Source organism: Rhodoglobus sp. GW821-FHT12B09, assembly GCF_058809925.1.
Window position 1 is genome coordinate 216,114 of record NZ_JBXATB010000004.1, and the last position, 15,657, is coordinate 231,770.

At 70.7% G+C, this 15,657-nt stretch carries 17 protein-coding genes and 1 tRNA gene; 11 read left to right on the forward strand and 7 right to left on the reverse strand.

The annotated features are described in order from the left end of the window. Window positions 1-468 carry an Rv3235 family protein gene (locus AC1RTC_RS10440; protein ID WP_493155465.1) on the reverse strand — a complete coding sequence of 156 codons (468 nt, stop codon included), beginning with the start codon at window positions 466-468 and terminating at the stop codon, window positions 1-3. Window positions 469-602: 134 nt separating this feature from the next. Between AC1RTC_RS10440 and AC1RTC_RS10445 the strand changes: the two genes are divergently transcribed. Further along, window positions 603-1,202 carry a hypothetical protein gene (locus AC1RTC_RS10445; RefSeq protein WP_493155466.1) on the forward strand — a complete coding sequence of 200 codons (600 nt, stop codon included), beginning with the start codon at window positions 603-605 and terminating at the stop codon, window positions 1,200-1,202. Here AC1RTC_RS10445 and AC1RTC_RS10450 read toward each other — a convergent pair. Further along, entirely contained in the window at window positions 1,199-1,465 is a 267-nt protein-coding gene (locus AC1RTC_RS10450) for a helix-turn-helix domain-containing protein (protein ID WP_493155467.1), read from the reverse strand. The two genes, AC1RTC_RS10445 and AC1RTC_RS10450, sit on opposite strands and share 4 nt — an antisense overlap. 87 nt (window positions 1,466-1,552) lie before the next feature. On the opposite strand from AC1RTC_RS10450, the gene AC1RTC_RS10455 reads away from it, so the two are divergent. Genes AC1RTC_RS10455 through AC1RTC_RS10465 form a run of 3 tightly spaced genes read left to right on the forward strand, consistent with a single transcriptional unit; the run spans window position 1,553 to window position 4,868 of the window. After that, on the forward strand, window positions 1,553-2,185 hold the full coding sequence (locus AC1RTC_RS10455; RefSeq protein ID WP_493155468.1) for a hypothetical protein: 633 nt from the start codon (window positions 1,553-1,555) through the stop codon (window positions 2,183-2,185). Window position 2,186: 1 nt separating this feature from the next. Further along, window positions 2,187-3,362: a CpaE/TadZ family protein gene (locus AC1RTC_RS10460; protein WP_493155469.1), complete on the forward strand. Its 1,176-nt coding sequence runs from the start codon at window positions 2,187-2,189 to the stop codon at window positions 3,360-3,362. 9 nt (window positions 3,363-3,371) lie between these two features. Further along, on the forward strand, window positions 3,372-4,868 hold the full coding sequence (locus AC1RTC_RS10465; protein WP_493155470.1) for a sensor histidine kinase: 1,497 nt from the start codon (window positions 3,372-3,374) through the stop codon (window positions 4,866-4,868). Between the two features lie 42 nt (window positions 4,869-4,910). On the opposite strand, the gene AC1RTC_RS10470 is transcribed toward AC1RTC_RS10465, so the two are convergent. Next, entirely contained in the window at window positions 4,911-5,159 is a 249-nt protein-coding gene (locus tag AC1RTC_RS10470) for a WhiB family transcriptional regulator (RefSeq protein ID WP_305001608.1), read from the reverse strand. 223 nt (window positions 5,160-5,382) lie between these two features. Here AC1RTC_RS10470 and AC1RTC_RS10475 point away from each other — a divergent pair, with 223 nt between their 5' ends. Continuing rightward, window positions 5,383-5,751, forward strand: coding sequence for a hypothetical protein (locus AC1RTC_RS10475; RefSeq protein WP_493155471.1), 369 nt, complete (start codon window positions 5,383-5,385; stop codon window positions 5,749-5,751). 27 nt (window positions 5,752-5,778) lie between these two features. Continuing rightward, window positions 5,779-6,216, forward strand: coding sequence for a VOC family protein (locus AC1RTC_RS10480; RefSeq protein WP_493155472.1), 438 nt, complete (start codon window positions 5,779-5,781; stop codon window positions 6,214-6,216). Here AC1RTC_RS10480 and bcp read toward each other — a convergent pair. Beyond that, complete coding sequence (gene bcp, locus AC1RTC_RS10485) at window positions 6,213-6,683, reverse strand: thioredoxin-dependent thiol peroxidase (RefSeq protein WP_493155473.1); 471 nt, start codon at window positions 6,681-6,683, stop codon at window positions 6,213-6,215. The genes AC1RTC_RS10480 and bcp overlap by 4 nt on opposite strands. Window positions 6,684-6,733: 50 nt before the next feature. On the opposite strand from bcp, the gene AC1RTC_RS10490 reads away from it, so the two are divergent. Then, window positions 6,734-6,809 (forward strand) — tRNA-Lys (locus AC1RTC_RS10490). A gap of 68 nt (window positions 6,810-6,877) precedes the next feature. Here the strand turns inward: AC1RTC_RS10490 and AC1RTC_RS10495 are convergent. From AC1RTC_RS10495 to AC1RTC_RS10505, 3 genes are read right to left on the reverse strand one after another with little or no spacing between them, the layout of a single operon-like run. Beyond that, window positions 6,878-8,704, reverse strand: coding sequence for a heavy metal translocating P-type ATPase (locus AC1RTC_RS10495; RefSeq protein ID WP_493155474.1), 1,827 nt, complete (start codon window positions 8,702-8,704; stop codon window positions 6,878-6,880). Beyond that, the gene (locus AC1RTC_RS10500) at window positions 8,701-9,501 is read right to left on the reverse strand and encodes an SDR family NAD(P)-dependent oxidoreductase (protein WP_493155475.1); all 801 of its coding nucleotides are present in this window, start codon (window positions 9,499-9,501) and stop codon (window positions 8,701-8,703) included. Before AC1RTC_RS10500 ends, AC1RTC_RS10495 begins: the two co-directional genes overlap by 4 nt. 28 nt (window positions 9,502-9,529) lie before the next feature. Continuing rightward, window positions 9,530-10,420, reverse strand: coding sequence for a universal stress protein (locus AC1RTC_RS10505; protein ID WP_493155476.1), 891 nt, complete (start codon window positions 10,418-10,420; stop codon window positions 9,530-9,532). 150 nt (window positions 10,421-10,570) lie between these two features. Between AC1RTC_RS10505 and AC1RTC_RS10510 the strand changes: the two genes are divergently transcribed. Genes AC1RTC_RS10510 through AC1RTC_RS10525 form a run of 4 tightly spaced genes read left to right on the forward strand, consistent with a single transcriptional unit; the run spans window position 10,571 to window position 15,558 of the window. Next, window positions 10,571-11,419, forward strand: a complete 849-nt coding sequence (locus tag AC1RTC_RS10510; RefSeq protein ID WP_493155477.1) for a universal stress protein — start codon at window positions 10,571-10,573, stop codon at window positions 11,417-11,419. Continuing rightward, on the forward strand, window positions 11,416-12,096 hold the full coding sequence (locus AC1RTC_RS10515) for a BON domain-containing protein (RefSeq protein WP_493155478.1): 681 nt from the start codon (window positions 11,416-11,418) through the stop codon (window positions 12,094-12,096). Before AC1RTC_RS10510 ends, AC1RTC_RS10515 begins: the two co-directional genes overlap by 4 nt. Further along, window positions 12,096-14,735 carry a magnesium-translocating P-type ATPase gene (gene mgtA / locus AC1RTC_RS10520; RefSeq protein ID WP_493155479.1) on the forward strand — a complete coding sequence of 880 codons (2,640 nt, stop codon included), beginning with the start codon at window positions 12,096-12,098 and terminating at the stop codon, window positions 14,733-14,735. The genes AC1RTC_RS10515 and mgtA overlap by 1 nt, the downstream gene beginning before the upstream one ends. A gap of 31 nt (window positions 14,736-14,766) precedes the next feature. Further along, complete coding sequence (locus AC1RTC_RS10525; RefSeq protein ID WP_493155480.1) at window positions 14,767-15,558, forward strand: SDR family oxidoreductase; 792 nt, start codon at window positions 14,767-14,769, stop codon at window positions 15,556-15,558. Window positions 15,559-15,657: the final 99 nt, after the last annotated feature.

Sequence of the window (15,657 nt, forward strand, 5' to 3'; positions counted from 1 at the left end):
TCAGAGCACGTTGATCGCGGTCGCCCGCCAGCGGTTGTCGAGGCCCTCGAGCCTGAGGGCGACAGCGCGCGAGCGGGCGCGGCCGTGCACGACGACTACCGACTCGACGACACCGTCGCGCGGCGTGCACTGGGTTGTCGAGCCGATGGTGAAGGCGGGGCGCGTCACCGAGCGCCCCGAGGCCTGACGAGCGCGGGCCGAGAGCACCACTCGCTTGAGGAGGTGGCGGTACACGTCGTCCGTCACCCAGCGGGAGATCTGCTCCAGGTCGCGGGCGCCCGCGAGGATCTCGACCACGCAGCGGGTGAGGTTCTCGAGCAGTGGCGTCGGATCGGGAAGAGCGGAGCTCGAGGTCGGCTGGTGGCCGAAGAACTCGTCGGGGACGAATCGCGGCCGGATGATCTTGGACGGCAGGGTCACCTGCGTGGCCGCGCTCGCGGCATTCTCTCGCGGTAGTGCAGAGGTCACGTGTCTCCTCGGAGTAGTTCTACGCGGGTAGGCCATCGACACTTAAGCAGTTGGCGCGAGAGCTTGTCCATGGCCTCCCACAAATCTGTGGAAACTTCGCCAACGGCCGGCTCGCGCGCTCGTAGCGTCGCGTCATGCGCTGGGACAACCTGTTCGACGACCTCGAGTCCCAGCTCGAGCGGGAGCTCACGGCGGAGGAGCTCGACCTCGAGATCGAGGAGGAGCGGCTGCGTCTCGGCCGGCTCTCCGTGCGCGACCGGCTCATCGCGCTGCACGAGGCGCGGGCCGGGGCGGCGTACCGCCTGGTGGTGACGCTGGGGTCAGGCGAGCGGCTGTCCGTGCATCCCGTAGCCTTCGGCCGGGACTGGTTCTCCGCGGATGTCGCGGTCGAGGGCTCCCGCACGCGGCACTGCATAGTCCCGATCGGCGTGCTGGCGGGCGTGGGGCTCGAGGCGTCGCTCGTGCCGGGCAGCCTGGAGCCGGCGCGGGCGGCGGACGGGCATCCCTCGCTCTCGGCCCGACTCGGGTTCGCGTTCGTGCTGCGCGACCTGTGCCGACGGCGCCGCGCGGTCGACCTGGTGGTGGCCGGAGGGGAGCTGCACGGCACACTCGACCGGGTCGGGCGCGACCACGTTGACGTCGCCGTGCACGACCGGGGAGTGGCGCGGCGCACGTCGGAGGTGAGGGAGGTCCGGATCGTGCCGCTCGCGGCGGTGCTGCTGGTGCGGCTCTAGGGGAACGGCAGCGCCGTGACGTTCGCGAAGTCGGACTGGATCCAGAGCGCGTGCCTGCGGGTCTCCTCGTAGCGGGCCTCGATGTAGAGCTCGAGCATCCTGCGCTCGATGCGCCATCGGCCCGCGGTGCCGACCCTGATCGCCGGCAGCTCGCCGGAGCTGACGAGCTCGTATGCCTGCTTCGTGGAGATGCTGAGCAGCTCCGCGGTGTCCGCGAGGGTGAGGAAGCGGGCAAGCTCCCCGGCGGCACTGTCGTCGTTCATCTCACGATTATGCGACCGCGGAACGGGTGGTGGACCGACTGTGGATAACTTCGAACCTGACAGTCTGTGGCTGACGACCATGGCCGGATGACCAGCACCCCGTCCCGCCCTGGCCGGCGCCTCCCGCCCTTCGACCCCCGGCTCGCCATCGGCCTCGCGCTCGTCGTCACCTCGGTGGGCGGCGTGGTCGCGCTCGTTGCCGCCGCCGACGAGACCACCGAGGTCCTCGTCGCGGGCGAGCCGCTCGCGCCGGGGGAGCTGATCGACCTGGACGACCTCGTCGTCGTCGACGTCCGGCTGGACGAGGCGGGCCGCAGCTACCTCGTGCCCGACAAGCTCCCCGACGAGGGGCTCATCGTCTCCCGGCCCGTGGGCGAGGGGGAGCTCGTGCCGCTGGCGGCCGTGGGGCGCGCGGACAGCCTTCGGCTCGCGTCGCTCGTCCTCGACGTGCAGGGGCCGCTCGCGGCATCCGTCCAGCCGGGCGCGGTCGTGAACGTCTGGGCCGCGCCCGCACTCGAGGGCGGCACGTTCGGCGCGCCAGCCGTGATCGCCAGCGGCGCGACGGTCGTGCGGCTCGTCACCTCAGACTCGATAGTGGCCGCCGACCGAACGACGGCCGTCGAGGTGCTCGTGCCCGCGTCCCGCATTGCGCGGGTGCTCGAGGCGTCGGCGAACTCCGCCGCGCTGTCGATCGTGCCGACCGCGATCCCGGTCCGCTGACGTGGCGCGGCTCCTTCTCGTACTGCCCCCTGCCGTCGAGGCCGAGCACGCCGAGCAGGCCGCGCGCCACGGGCACGAGGTCGTCGGCAGGGCACCGGCCGCTGCGGAGGCTGCGGCGCAGGTGCTCTCGCTCCGGCCCGACGCCGTGGTCGTGGCCGCCGAGCCGCGGTACCTGAGCGCACGGCTGCTCGCGGCGTGCGACGACGCGGGGGTGCGGGTGGTGGCGCTCGCGGTGGGGGAGCCCGAGCGCCGGCTCGCGGCATCCCTCGGGCTCTTCGAGACGACGGATGCCGCGGCCGGCTGGTCCGCCGTCGAGCTCGCGCTGGGCGGCTCGCCCCGGGCCGCCGCCGCCCGCGCTCGCAGCACCTCCGGCAGGGTGATCACGGTGTGGGGACCGGCCGGCGCCCCGGGCCGCACCTCCGTGGCGATCGCGGTCGCGGCCGAGCTGGCCGCGCTCGGCACGTCCGTGGCCCTCGCCGACGTCGACACGCACGGCGCCTCGATCGCCCCCGCGCTCGGGATGCTCGACGAGGCGCCGGGCTTCGCAGCGGCCTGCCGCCTCGCGGGGAACGGCGCCCTCACCCACGAGGAGCTGGACCGGATCGCGCAGAGGTACACGTCGCCGCTCGGCACGTTCCGGGTGCTCACCGGGATCGGCAGGCCGAGCCGCTGGCCCGAGCTGTCGGGAGAGCGGGTCGCTGCCGTCATACAGCTCTGCCGCACCTGGGTGGACTTCACCGTGCTCGACGTCGGCTCGAGCCTGGAGAACGACGAGGAGATCTCGAGCGACCTGTTCGCCCCGCGCCGCAACGCAGCCTCCGTGACGGCTGTGCGGGACGCCGACCAGATCATCGCCGTCGGCGCGGCCGACCCGGTCGGCCTGTCCCGGTTCCTCCGGGCCTATGTCGACCTCGAGGAGGCGGCCTCCGCGCGCGACGTGACGGTCGTGATGAACCGGGTGCGGGCCTCCGCGATCGGGATGAACCCGCACGGGCAGGTCGCGCAGACGCTCGCCCGATTCGGCGGGATCGAGGCGCCCGTGCTCGTGCCGCACGAGCAGGCGGCGTTCGACGGCGCGGTACTGAGCGGCCGCACCCTCGCGGACTCGGCTCCGCGCTCGCCCGCGCGCCTGGCGATCAAGGGCATGGTGGAGAGCAGGATCGTGCGGCGCGGCTAACCTTGGAGGATGTCGACCCTCAGTGAACTGGTCCAGGCGCAGGGGCGTTCGACCGAGGCGGATATCGAGTGGCTCCACCTCCTCGTGGGCGACTGGCAGCTCCTCGCCGATCTCGCCTTCGCCGACATCGTGCTGTGGGTGCCCGGCGCCGAGGACAGCTTCGTCGCGGTGGCGCACGCCCGCCCCTCCAGCTCGGCGACCCTGTTCTACCGCGACTTCGTGGGGCAGGCGATCAAGCCGGAGTGGAAGGCGCAGGTCACCGAGGCGTTCGAGTCGGCGCGCATCGTCGACACGGCGGCGCCCGACTGGTACGAGGAGACCCCCACCCGCGTGCGGGCGGTGCCGGTGCTGCGCCGCCTGAGCCCGAGCGGGAAGGCGACCACCGAGTTCCCGATCGCGGTCATCACCCGGCACACCAACCTCAGCGAGGCACGCACTCCCTCGCGCCAGGAGCTGACCTTCAACGAGTGCGCCAACGACCTCTTCGCGATGATCGCCTCGGGGGACTTCCCCGACCTCGGCGCTCCGAGCGGACCGCGCCGTGGCGCCCCCCGGGCATCCGACGGCCTCATCCGGCTCGACGTGGACGGCATCGTCACGTTCGCGAGCCCCAACGCCCTCTCGGCGTTCAACCGCATCGGCTTCGCCGGCGAGTTGGAGGGGGAGTCCCTCGCGGAGGTGACCACCGAGGTCATCGCGGGTCAGACGGTGGTCGACGAGTCGCTGCCGCTGGTGGTGACGGGACGCGCGCCGTGGCGCACCGACATCGAGGCGCGCGGGGTAACGGTCTCGCTGCGGACGATCCCGATCCGCAACCGGGGGGAGCGCGTGGGGGCGATAGTCCTCTGCCGCGATGCGACCGAGATCCGGCACCAGGAGCGCGAGCTCATTACGAAGGATGCCACGATCCGGGAGATCCACCACCGGGTCAAGAACAACCTGCAGACCGTGGCATCCCTGTTGCGCATTCAGGCCCGGCGGACCCACAGCGATGTCGCGCGCGAGGCGCTCGGCCAGGCCATGCGCCGCGTCGCCGCCATCGCCGTGGTGCACGACACGCTGTCGGAGGGGCTTAACCAGAACGTCGACTTCGACGTGGTGTTCGACCGGGTGCTCATGCTCATCGCCGAGGTCGCGTCGAGCCACAACACGACTGTGCACCCGAAGTCGACGGGCAGCTTCGGCACTCTGCCGAGCGAGTATGCGACGCCGCTCGCGCTCGCGCTCACCGAGCTCGTGACGAACGCCGTCGAGCACGGCCTGGCGGGTCGCGCGGACGGCGAGGTCGAGATCGTCGCGAAGCGCACGGATGACCTGCTGAGCGTCAAGGTGCGCGACAACGGTGTCGGCCTCGGCGAGGGCAAGGTCGGGTCGGGCCTCGGAACTCAGATCGTGCGCACCCTGATCCAGGGCGAGCTGAGCGGGACGATCGACTGGCACACGCTCGTGGGCAGCGGCACCGAGGTGACTATCGAAGTGCCGCTCACGTGGCTCAACACCCGCTAGCTGCGGGTTGAGTAAGGCGCTCCAGCGCCTGTATCGAAACCGCTAAGAAGCGCGCCGAGCGCGTGCGGCGCGGCGCTTGAGCGCGCGGCGCTCGTCCTCGCTGAGGCCGCCCCAGACGCCGGAGTCCTGTGAGGTGTCGAGTGCGTACTGGAGACACATCTCGGTGACGGAGCAGCGCGCGCACACGGCCTTCGCCTTGTCGATCTGGTCAACGGCCGGGCCGGTGTTGCCGACGGGGAAGAAGAGCTCGGGGTCTGCGGTGAGGCAGGCAGCTTTGTCGCGCCAGTCCATGGTGGTACTCCTTCGGTGCGTGCGGTGGGCTAGACCGCGGTCAGACCTCGAGAAAAAGGGAGGCCTGGAGAATTCGGGTTCACGTCTATTGGGACCCGCTCGCAACGCTGGGAGCTGGAAATCAACCTCACATAGACTCTCATAACGGTAGATGCAAATCAATGGTTTTGTAGGGGACGACGCTGTGAGTGAACTGCCTGCGAGGCCGGCGAGGCATCCTTTCGTGTTACTTCTCGTTGTCCTGCTGTTCATGGAGTGCGCACTGCTGACGGTGGCCACGATCTACCTCGTGATCGAGCTTTTGACCGCCACCGCCGACTCGCTCGCGAGCGCCGTGGCCCTCACCGTGCTGACCGCGATCGCCGCCGTGTGGCTCGGCTTCATCGCCGCGAACGTGCTGCGCGGGCGTGCCTGGACGCGCGGCGCCGCCATCGTGTGGCAGGTGCTCCAGGGCGCGGTGGCGATCGGCTGCTTCCAGGGGATCTTCGCCCAGCCGACGGTCGGCTGGCTGCTCCTCGTGCCCGCGCTCGTGGTGCTGGTGCTGCTGTTCACCCCGCCGGTCGTGGCCGCGACGAGCACGCGCGACGCCTAGTCAGGGGCGCTGGGTAGCATGCAGGGCATGGCTATCACACTGGAGAACGTCGGCATCGCCGTCCGCGACCTCGAGGCAACAATCGCCTTCTTCACCGACCTCGGGCTCACGGTTGTGGGCCGAGACACGGTGAGCGGCGAGTGGACCGACACGGCGGTCGGCCTCGACGGCAACCACGCCAAGATCGCGATGCTCCAGACACCGGACGGCCACGGCCGCCTCGAGCTGTTCGAGTACATCCACCCCGACGCGATCGAGACGGAGCCCACCCTCCCCAACGAGATCGGGATGCACCGCGTCGCGTTCTCGGTCGACGACATCGACGCCGCCCTCGCGATCGCGGCGAAGCACGGCTGCTTCCCGCTGCGCGGCGTCGCGAACTACCAGGACGTCTACAAGCTCACCTACCTGCGCGGGCCCAGCGGCATCCTCGTGATGCTCGCGGAGGCGCTGAAGCAGTCCTAGTCGATGTTCAGCTTCTTGCGGAGGGATGCCACGTGGCCGGTGGCCTTCACTCCGTAGAGGGGCAGCGTGATCGTGCCGGACTCGTCGATCACGAAGGTCGAGCGGATCACCCCGACGACCTGCTTGCCGTAGAGGTTCTTCTCGCCCCACACCCCGTAGCTCTCGTGCACCGCGCGGTCGGGGTCGCTCAGGAGCTCGAAGTTGAGGGCATCCCTCTCGCGGAACTCGGCAAGCTTGGCCTGGTCGTCGCGCGAGACGCCGAGCACGGTGTAGCCCGCGCTCTTCAGCGAGTTCAGGTTGTCGCGGAAGTCGCACGCCTGCTTCTCGCACCCGGGAGTCATCGCCTCCGGGTAGAAGTAGAGGATCACCTTCTGGCCGCGGAAGTCGCTCAGCGAGATCGTCGTGCCGTCTTGGTCGGTCAGGGAGAAGTCGGGAGCGACGGCCCCGGCTTCGAGTCGCTCGGTCATGGTTCTCATGCTAACCTTGTTCGTCGGCCCACCGTTCGTCGGGGGGCCAAGCACCTCTAGCTCAATTGGCAGAGCAACTGACTCTTAATCAGTGGGTTCCGGGTTCAAGTCCCGGGGGGTGTACCACGTTGGACATGACAAGGGTTCCGCTCGATCGAGCGGGGCCCTTTTCTTGTGAGGCCCCGCGACCCGACTCACTCCCTGACAGTGTGCCGCGCGGCCCGGAGGCTGTTCGCGATAGTGAGCACGTCCACGACCTCCTGCAGGGCGGCGCCCACGATCGCGGGGATCACCCCGAACGACGCGACCACCATCAGCGCGACGCTCAGCCCGATGCCGAGCCCGATGCTCTGGTAGGCGATCCGGACCACGCGGCGGGCGAGCACGACGGCCTCCAGCACGCGGCCGAGGTCCTCGACGAGGATCACGGCGTCGGCGGACTCGCTCGCGGCCGTTGCCCCTCGGGCGCCCATCGCGATCCCGACATCGGCCGCCGCGAGCACGGGGGCGTCGTTGACTCCGTCGCCGACCATGAGGGTCGGCCGCGGAGCCAGCTCCCGCACCATCCGCAGCTTGTCGCCGGGCAGGAGCGCCGAGCGAACGTCGGTGATGCCCACGAGCGCGGCGACCTTGTCCGCCGTCTCGCGCGCGTCCCCGGTGAGCATGACGATCGGTGAGACTCCGAGCCCCTGGAGGCCCGAGACCGTTGCCTGCGCGCTCGGCCTGACCTCGTCGGTCAGCACGATGCGGCCGAGCAAACGGCCCTCGCGGGAGACGTACACCGCGGTCTCGCCCGCGGCCAGCGCACCCCAGGGCACCTCGGCCCCCGGCGCGACGAAGGCAAGCTTGCCCACGGCCACTGCCGCGCCGCCCACCGTGCCACGCAGACCTGACGCCACTTCTTCAGACACACTGTGGGCCGCCGGGACCGTGAGGCCGCGGGCGCTCGCGGCATCGGTGATCGCCTGGGCGAGCACGTGCGCCGATCCGGATTCGAGCGCCGCCGCCATCCCGAGCACGTCGTTGTCCTCGTCGGCCATGCTCTCAATGCGATCGATCTCGGGGGCGCCCTGCGTGAGGGTGCCGGTCTTGTCGAACGCGGCCGAGCGCACCCGAGACAGCTGCTCCAGGGTGCCGCCGCCCTTCACGATGACCCCTCGGGATGCCGCACTGCTCATTCCCGCGATGAACGCGACCGGCGTCGCAATGAGCAGAGGGCACGGTGTGGCCACCACCAGGACCTCCGCGAGCCGGGCCGGGTCGCCAGAGAGCACCCACGCGAGCACGCCGATCGCGAACGCGCCGATCGTGAAGGGGATCGCAACGCGGTCGGCGAGCCGGACGAACGGCGCCTTGCTGTCCGCGGCCTCGCGCACGAGGTCGACGATCGTCTGGTACTGGCTGCCCGCCGCGGTGCTGACGGCGCGGAGGGTGACGACCTCGTCGGCGTTGACCGTGCCGCTGAGCACCGTGCTGCCGGATGCCCGCAACACCGGCAGGCTCTCCCCGGAGATCGACGACTCGTCGAAAGTGGCGCCGTCGGTGAGCAGCACGCCGTCGACCGGCACCATCTCGCCGGGCTTGACCTCCAGCAGGTCTCCCGGGGCGACCGAGCCCACCGGGACGTCGACAAACGTCCCGGCGGTCTCCCGGTGGGCGACCCGGGGAGCGCGGCTCATCAGCGCCTCGAGCTCGTGGTGCGCCCGCCGGCCCGCGAAGTCCTCGAGCGCCTCCCCGCTCAGCAGCATCAGGACGACCACGAGGGCGGCCCAGAAGTCGCCCAGGGCGACGGTCGAGACGATGGCCGCAATGGCCAGCACGTCGATTCCCCACGACCCGGTGCGCAGTGAGGCGATCATCGAGACCGCGCTCCGGCCGGCGATCAGCAGCACGTAGCCGCTCGCGACCCAGCGCGCCGCGGGGCCCTCGCCGAGGGCCACGAGCACCCCCGTCACGGCGGCGACGAGCAGGGTGGTCCAGATGTAGCGGTAGCGCGCGAGCATCCTGCCCGCCGTCGTCATCCGAGCAGCGCCTTCATCTGGTCCGCGATCAGCACGGTCGCGCGCCGCGGCGCGAGTCGCGCGAGACGGTCCATGAACTTCGCATCGCTGCCGATGCGCACTCGGAACGCCCCTCGCTCGAGCCCTTCGATCACCTGCCGGCCCGCCTCGGCGGGGCTGGTGGTCTTCGGGGCCTTGCCCGAGCCGCCCTTCAGCTCGGGCATCGCGACACCGGAGTTGGACGTGATGTTGGTGCTCACGCCCCCGGGGAAGACGACCGTGACGGCGAGGCCGGTTCCGCGGCTCTCCGCATACAGGGCCTCGGTGAACAGCTTGACCGCGGCCTTGCTCGCGCCGTACGCGGCCTGGCCCGGTACGGGGAGGAACCCGCCCATGCTGGAGACGTTGAGCAGTCCCGCGCTCGGCCGCGCCAGGAGGTGGGGGAGGAAGGCCTTCGTCATGTTGACGACGCCCCAGAAGTTGACGTTCATCACCCGCTCGATGTCGGCGAACTCCAGCTGCTCGATGCGCACGAAGGGCTGGATGATCCCCGCGACGTTCAGCAGGCCGTCGACCTGGCCGTGCGCCTTGATGACGGCCCCGGGGAGGGCCAGCACCGCCTGCCGGTCGGTCACGTCGAGCCGGTGGGTGCTGAGCCCGGATGCCGCGCCCGCCAGGTGCTTCGTCTCGGCGAGGCCCGCCTCGCTGAAGTCCGCTGCGGCGACCTGGGCCCCGCGCTTGAGGAGCCCGAGGACCACCTCGCGACCGATGCCGTTGCCGCCGCCGGTGACGACGAAGACCCTGTCCTTGAGCTGCATGGCTGTCTCCTCAGTTCTGTCGTGCCGGTCAGAGCTCGTCGTCGACGAGCTCGGGGTAGACGTCCACGGGCGCGTGCTTCTTGGGCAGGACGGCCACGGGCGCGGGCATGTTGAGCAGCACGTCGTGGCTGACCGATCCCAGGAAGAACCCTGCAATGGCGCCGCGGCCCCGCGAGCCCACGACGACGAGGGACGCGTTGGACGCCGCGCGGACGATGGCCGTTGCCGCCGATCCGGCGTGCAGCAGCTTGGTGACGCTGAGCCCGGGGTGCGCGACCTCGATGCGGTGGGCGGCATCGGCGAGCAGCTGCCGGTTGGCCGCGACGAGCTCCTGCACCAGGACCGCCGAGCCGGCGCCGTCCATGGGCGTGCTGGGCGGCGTGCTCCAGGTGTGGACGATGGCGAGGTCCTTCTTCGTGCGCTCTGCCTCGGCAGCGGCGAAGTCCAGCGCCGCCTCCGCGGTGGGGTCGTCCGACCAGCCCGCGACGACGTCGCCCTGACCGGCCTGCCAGCCGACCGGTACGACGACCGTCGTGCACTCCGCCTGGCCCGCCACCTTGAGTGGCAGCGTGCCGTGCGTGAGGCCGGCGACGGTCGAGGTCTTGTTGGTCCCGACGACCAGGAGGTCTGCCTTGCGGGAGGCCCTCACGAGCTCTTCCTGCGGGATACCTGCGCGCATCGCCGCCGTGACCTCGAGGTCGGGCAGCGCGGCCTTGGCCGTGCTCTGAGCGGTGAGCAGGGCCGCCTCGGCCGCCGTGTGGAAGCCGGTCTCCGCGCCCTCCGGCAGCTCTGCGTCCAGTCCCGAGATCGTGGTGATCTCCAGGCGCATCGGCACGGTCTTCGCCCGCTCGAGCACCCATGCCAGGGCCGCATCGCTTGCCGGGCCGCCGTCGACGGCGACGATCACTCTCTCAACCATCACGCTCTCCTTCTTCTCGGTCCCGCCATCGTGAACCCGTCCGGGCGCCCCACACAGGGCCGAAGGTCCCCCCGTCGCGCGCGGGACCTTCGGCCCTTACCGCGCGGACGACGCGGACGCAGGGTGGGATGCAAAGGAGGCGAGACAGCCATGGAGAAGATCGTCGTAGCCGTCAGCGCAGTGGAGGGGCCGCACCCCGCTATCGAGTGGGCGATGGGATTCGCCGCGCACCGCGATGTCGCGGTGGAGCTGGTCCACGTCGTCGACACCACCTGGGGCCACGCGCCCGAGGACTACATCGAGACCGCCCTGTTGCGGGCGGAGGAGCACCTGCGTGATCGCGCCGCGACGGCGCGGCAGGCATCCCCGGGAACGCTGATCACGTCGCACGTGCGGTTCGGCTCGCCCGTGACCGAGCTGGTCGCCAGCGCGCAGGGCGCTGACCTCCTTGTCGTCGGGGCGCACCCCGAGGGCCGGTACAGCGGCGCCAGTGCGCGGACGGTCCGGCTCGCGCGGCTCGCGCCGTGCTCCGTGGTCGTGGCACCGTCGGCGTCCGTTCCGTCCGGGCACGGCGTTGTCGTCGGGACCGACGGCTCGGAGGCATCCGCCCCCGCAGTGGCGTTTGCGGCCGAGCTGGCCGACCGCTACCACGAGGACCTCACCGCGGTGTTCGCCTGGGGGCAGCCCGAGCCCTGGGGGCTGACGGAGCCGCTGCTCGTCGACACCGAGCCGACGGAGGACGACCGCCTGGTGATCGCCGAATCGGTGGCGGGCCTGGCCTCGCGGTACCCGGACCTGACGATCCACACGGAGATCAGCGGCTCGCGCCCCGAGGTTGCCCTTCCGGCTGCCGGCATCGGCGCCCGGATGCTCGTGGTCGGCACGCACGGCAGGCACGGCCTCTCCCGGGCACTGCTCGGCTCGGTGAGCGAGGCGGTGGTGTCGGAACTGCCCTGCCCCGTGGCCGTCATCCGGCCGAGGGGTGCGGTGCAGCCGTGACCACCAAGACCACCGTCCCGGTCACCGATCCGCAGTTGCTGGAGGCGGTGCGACGCGAGCTCGAGTGGACGCCCGAGGTCGATGACAGCCACCTGATCGTCGGCGTCACGGACGGCGTCGTCGAACTGACGGGCTACGTGCCCAGTCTCGATCAGGTGCGGCTCGCGGCCGGCGCCGCCCTCCGGGTTGCGGGTGTCACCGCGGTCGCGAACGACATCTCGGTCAAGGTGCCCTACCGACCCGCGCGGAACGACCGGGAGATCGCCAAAGCGGTACGGGACTCGATCTTCTGGTGCTCGACGATCCCCAGGGACCGCGTCGGAGTGGTCGTGAGCGACCGGGTGGTCACCCTCGTGGGCACGCTGGAGTGGAACTTCCAGCGGCAGGAGGCGGAGCGGATCGCGGAGCACACCGTCGGGATCGTGCGCGTGGACAACCAGATCGCCCTTCCGGCGCACCCCGTGGCCCGGGACGCTGCCGAGCGCATCCGTGACGCCTTCGACCGCAACGCGCTCCTCGACGCCGACGGCATCGAGGTCACCGTGACGGGGAACGAGGTAGTCCTCCGCGGAACCGTGTACTCCGCCGTGGAGAAGGCGGATGCCGGCCGTGCTGCCTGGTCCACGCCCTATGTCACGAACGTCGTGAACCTGCTCGTCGTGAAGTCGACGAGGTAGTGGAGGCCGCGTCCGCGATCCAGACCGCCTCGGCGCAGACGACCGGTGAGGTGCTGGACTCCCTCCGTTCCGTTGAGCTCGGCCTGAGCGGCGAGGATGCCACGGGGCGCATCGCCGTTGTCGGCCCCAACGTCCTTCGGACGCGTCGCGCGCGGGGAGGGGCAGTTCTGATCCGCCAGCTCAGGAGCCCGATCCTCCTGCTCCTCTTCGTCACCGCCGTGGTCTCGGTCTTCGTGGGCGAGGGGGCCAATGCGGCGATCATCGCGGTGATCCTCACTGCCAGCATCGCGCTCGGGTTCGTCAACGAGTACCGCGCAGAGCGGGCGGCCGATGCGCTGCACGACAGGATCCGGCACACGGTGGTGTGCCTTCGTGACGGCGCCCCGACCGAGGTCGACGTCACGGCCCTTGTTCCCGGCGATGTCGTGCGCGTCGGCCTGGGCTCCGTGGTTCCGGCGGACCTGCGCATCCTGAGCTGCCACGACCTCACGTGCGACGAGGCGATCCTGACCGGGGAGTCGCTGCCGGTGGCGAAGTCCGCCGATCCGGTGGCGGGGGTCGCGGCGCTCGGCGACCTGTCGTCCTGCCTGCTGATGGGGACCGTCGTCCAATCCGGCACGGCTGTGGCCGTGGTGGTCGACACCGGCGCCCGCACCGAGTTCGGACGAGTTGCGGTGGGGCTCGCCGGAGCGCAGCCGCAGACAGAGTTCCAGCGCGGCCTCGGGCGGTTCTCCGCGCTCCTGCTCGTGGTCGCCGTCTCGCTGACCAGCCTCATCTTCGCGGCGAACGTCCTCCTTCAGCGCCCGATCATCGACTCGCTGCTGTTCTCCCTCGCGATCGCCGTGGGTATCACGCCGCAGCTTCTGCCCACTGTCGTCAGCGCGAGCCTCGCGGTCGGATCGCGCGCACTCGCGAAGCAGAAGGTCCTGGTCAAGCGCCTGGTCTGCATCGAGGATCTCGGCGACATCGATCTCCTGGTGACGGACAAGACCGGCACTCTCACCGAGGGCCGGATCAGGTTCGACGCGGCTCTGCCGGTCGCCGGACGGACCACGGCGGACGAGGTCGCCCTCCTGGGCCTGCTGGCGACGGAGGCCGACTACTCGATGAGCCCGGTCACCACCGTCGGCCTCAACGCGATGGACGCCGCCCTGTGGCAGTCGACCGCGATCACCGAGGGGCGCCCCAGGGGGTACCGGCAGGTCGAGGTCCTGCCGTTCGACCACGAGCGCCGCATGACCAGCGTGCTCGTCGACGACCCCGCGGGCCGTCGGATGCTCGTCACCAAGGGGTCGCCGGAGGACGTCATGCGCGTCTGCAGCACTGCGGATGCCGCGGCGCAGGCCATCCTCGATCGGGAGTACGCGCGGGGAGCCCGGGTCGTCGCCGTTGCCCGGCGGGCCGCACCGGGCGAGTCACGGCTCAGTGCGGGGGATGAGGCCGCGCTCGAGCTGGTCGGATTCCTGACCTTCGTCGACCCGCCCAAGCAGGACGCCCGTGCATCCCTCGAGCGACTGACCCAGCTGGGCGTCTCGGTCAAGATCGCCACCGGCGACAGCGCGATCGTCGCCGAGCGCGTCCTCGCGGAGGTGGGGCTCACCTCCGGCGGCACACTCGTCGGAACGGACGTCGATGCCCTCGGGGACGCCGAACTCCGGGCTGCGGCTGCTGCGGCGACCGTCTTCGCGCGGGTGTCGCCGGAGCAGAAGGCCCGGCTCGTCCGGGTGCTGCGGGACGCGGGCCGCTCGGTGGCCTTCCTCGGAGACGGTGTCAACGACGCCCTCGCCCTTCACCAGGCCGACATCGGCATCTCGGTGGAGACGGCGGCCGACGTCGCGAAGGACGCCGCCGACGTGCTCCTTCTCGACAAGGACCTCGGTGTACTGGCCGACGGCGTGGTCGAGGGGAGGCGGATCTTCGCGAACACGATCAAGTACGTGCTGATGGGAACCTCGAGCAACTTCGGCAACATGTTCAGCGCATCCGTGGCCTCCGTCGTCCTCAACTTCCTGCCGATGCTCCCCGGGCAGGTCCTGCTGAACAACCTGCTCTACGACGCAGGACAACTGGCGATACCCGGCGATCGCGTCGACAAGGAGCAGTTGCTGGCGCCGTCCCACTGGAACATCGGATACATCCGGCGCTTCATGCTCCTCTTCGGCATGGTCAGCTCACTGTTCGACTTCGCCACCTTCGCCATGATGCTCGCGGTATTCCATGCCGGGCCGGGCGAGTTCCGATCAGGCTGGTTCATCGAGTCGATCGCCACCCAGACGCTGATCATCTTCGCGATCCGTACTCGGCGCGTGCCGTTCCTCACGAGCCGGCCCTCCGCAGGGCTCGTGGCGGCCGCCCTCGCCGTGGTGGCTATCGGGAGCTGGCTGCCGTTCTCTCCGTTGGCCGGTGTGCTCGGGTTCACACCCCTCCCGCTTCCGTTCTTCCTCGCTCTCGTGGCGATAGTGATCGTGTACCTGGTGCTGGTCGAGCTCGCGAAGACCTGGTTCTTCTCCCGGCCGGCGCAGCGGTCGTCGGTGGAGGTCGCGCGCGGCCGGGGGTATCCGCACCGGGTGACGCGCCGGGCCGCACGGTTCACGGCGCGGTCCCGCGGGACTTTGGTCACTGGTGGATCGCCGCACTGACGAGGAGGCTCAAGGAACAAAGGAGACTCGAGTGGAAACCACACCCCGTACCTATGTCATCACCGGCTCCGCCAGCGGCATCGGCAGGGCCACCGCAGACCTGCTGCGCGAGCGCGGGCACCGGGTGATCGGCGTCGACGTCCACGACGCCGATGTCACCGTCGACCTCTCGAGCCCGCAGGGCCGCACTGATCTGGTCGGCCACGTCACAGAGCTGTCGGGCGGGCGGATCGACGCCATCATCGCCAACGCCGGGCTCGCAGCGCCGACGGCGACCACCGTCGCCGTCAACTACTTCGGAACGCTCGCCACGCTGAACGGGCTGCGGCCCCTGCTGGTCGGCTCGAGCGCGCCGCGCGCCGTGGCCACCGCCTCCATGGCATCCCTGTTCCCTCCGGACGATGCGCTCCTGAGCGCGCTCGCGGCGGGCGACGAGACCGCAGCGCTCGCCCGCGGTGCCGAGCTCGAGGCTGCCGGGGGCGACGCGGCGAACCTCATCTACGGCACCACGAAGCGGGCTCTTGCCCTGTGGATCCGCCGCAACGCTGCGACCGCCGAGTGGGCCGGCGCGGGCATCCCGTTGAACGCCATCGCACCGGGCGTCGTCGAGACGCCCATGACCGCCGCGCTCACCGGGTCGGCAGAGGCCCGCCAGTCCGTGCTCTCGATGGTGCCGATGCCCCTCAACGGCATCTTCCCGCCACGGGACGCCGCCTACCTGCTCGCGTGGCTGACCAGCGAGGAGAACGCGCACCTCTGCGGCCAGGTCGTCTTCATCGACGGCGGGTCGGATGTCGTGATCCGGGGCGACTCGACCTGGTGAGCCGTTCACCGGCCCACGCGGTAGAACGGGGCAGGTGGATGGCGCCCCCTCGCGTTCACCGGCTGGCCACCTGCGGTACGTGAGGCCCGCGTAGCTTCA

What these genes read in the sequence shown, in the direction of transcription:
- bcp (WP_493155473.1), bottom strand. Translation starts at nt 6,683, where the DNA reads ATGACCGAGCGACTCGAAGCCGGGGCCGTCGCTCCCGACTTCTCCCTG.
- AC1RTC_RS10505 (WP_493155476.1), bottom strand. Translation starts at nt 10,420, where the DNA reads ATGGTTGAGAGAGTGATCGTCGCCGTCGACGGCGGCCCGGCAAGCGAT.
- AC1RTC_RS10450 (WP_493155467.1), bottom strand. Translation starts at nt 1,465, where the DNA reads ATGAACGACGACAGTGCCGCCGGGGAGCTTGCCCGCTTCCTCACCCTC.
- AC1RTC_RS10500 (WP_493155475.1), bottom strand. Translation starts at nt 9,501, where the DNA reads ATGCAGCTCAAGGACAGGGTCTTCGTCGTCACCGGCGGCGGCAACGGC.
- AC1RTC_RS10470 (WP_305001608.1), bottom strand. Translation starts at nt 5,159, where the DNA reads ATGGACTGGCGCGACAAAGCTGCCTGCCTCACCGCAGACCCCGAGCTC.
- AC1RTC_RS10465 (WP_493155470.1), top strand. Translation starts at nt 3,372, where the DNA reads ATGTCGACCCTCAGTGAACTGGTCCAGGCGCAGGGGCGTTCGACCGAG.
- AC1RTC_RS10495 (WP_493155474.1), bottom strand. Translation starts at nt 8,704, where the DNA reads ATGACGACGGCGGGCAGGATGCTCGCGCGCTACCGCTACATCTGGACC.
- AC1RTC_RS10455 (WP_493155468.1), top strand. Translation starts at nt 1,553, where the DNA reads ATGACCAGCACCCCGTCCCGCCCTGGCCGGCGCCTCCCGCCCTTCGAC.
- AC1RTC_RS10480 (WP_493155472.1), top strand. Translation starts at nt 5,779, where the DNA reads ATGGCTATCACACTGGAGAACGTCGGCATCGCCGTCCGCGACCTCGAG.
- AC1RTC_RS10445 (WP_493155466.1), top strand. Translation starts at nt 603, where the DNA reads ATGCGCTGGGACAACCTGTTCGACGACCTCGAGTCCCAGCTCGAGCGG.
- AC1RTC_RS10510 (WP_493155477.1), top strand. Translation starts at nt 10,571, where the DNA reads ATGGAGAAGATCGTCGTAGCCGTCAGCGCAGTGGAGGGGCCGCACCCC.